Raw genomic sequence first — 1200 nt, 5'->3', positions numbered from 1 at the left:
TGTAGTGGTCAAGTAATACTGGCCACAGTTTTACAGTAAAAATGGTATCTGTTCTCAGACTCTTCCGGCGTCAGTCCACCGTTATAATGGTGAGGTCTGACGCTGTTGTAGTAGTTCAGTATGTAATCATTAATTTGCTGCCGGGCCTCGTCCTTGCCTGCATAACCATGTGCTGGCACCCATTCTGTTTTCAGACTGCGGAAGAAGCGTTCCATTGGACTGTTATCCCAGCAGTTTCCCCGTCGACTGACGCTTTGTTTTATTCTGTAACGCCAGAGAAGTTGCTGATATTTCAGACCTGTATATTGGCTTCCCTGGTCGCTATGGAACATGACATCACGCGGTTGACCACGCGTTTCATAGGCCATCCGCAGGGCACTGCTTATCAGTGCGGTATCGGCATGTACTGACAGACTCCAGCCGACAACCCTGCGGGCAAAAAGATCCATGACGACCGCCAGATAGCACCAGCGATTTCCTGCCCAGAGATACGTAATGTCTCCGCACCACACCCGGTCTGGTTCGGGCACAGCGAACTGACGCTCGAGCAGATTCGGCAGGCAGGTATGCTCCTGACGGGCATTTTTGTACTGATGTTTTCCGGGCTGATAACTGCTCAGGTTCAGATATTTCATCAGACGTCCGGCACGGTAACGGCTCATCGCGACGCCGTTTTGGGTCAGCATGTCAGCCAGAGTGCGTGCCCCCGCAGAGCCCCGACTCTGGTTCCACGCCCGACGTATTTCGCTGCACAACCTGACGTGTACCGGATTAACCATATCGCGTCGTTTTCGCCAGTACCGGTAACTGCTGCGGTGTATTTCCAGCGCGGAGCACAGGCTGACAACCGTGTGGCTGTCACTCAGTCTGGCAACTATCGTGAACCGTTCAGCGAGTCGGACATCAAGAGCGCAGTAGCCTTTTTTAATATCGTATTTTGTTCCTCCAGACGGCGAACCTGCTTTTCCAGCTCGCGGATACGTTGCTGGTCTGGAGTAATGGGCGTGGCAGTGGGCGTAATCCCCTGGCGCTCTCGTCTGAGCTGGCGTACCCAGGACTCAAGCGTGGTAGAACCAACATTCATTGCTTCACTGGCTTGTCGATATGAGTAGCCTTTATCAACAATCAGCTGTGCACATTCCAGCCTGAACTCAGGGGTGAAAGTACGTTTAGTTTTCTTGTTCATTAAGTCACCTGTTT

Annotated in this window: 1 protein-coding gene; it reads right to left on the bottom strand. The window is 52.2% G+C overall.

Features of this window, described 5'->3' with window-relative positions; translation table 11 throughout:
• Nucleotides 1–8: 8 nt before the first annotated feature.
• Nucleotides 9–1200 (bottom strand): IS3 family transposase gene (locus tag FDX24_RS00005; protein ID WP_252362795.1). Its coding sequence is split into 2 segments (ribosomal slippage), with 1193 coding nucleotides annotated over them: nt 9–928 and nt 928–1200; the frame shifts between segments, so codons are not numbered across the junction. This gene is flagged as partial in the annotation.

The organism is Citrobacter sp. wls716 (genome assembly GCF_005280975.1).
In the GTDB taxonomy this organism is placed as follows: Bacteria; Pseudomonadota; Gammaproteobacteria; order Enterobacterales; family Enterobacteriaceae; genus Citrobacter; species Citrobacter youngae.
Note: the sequence above shows the minus strand (reverse complement) of the source record. Positions and strands in the feature narration are given on the sequence as shown.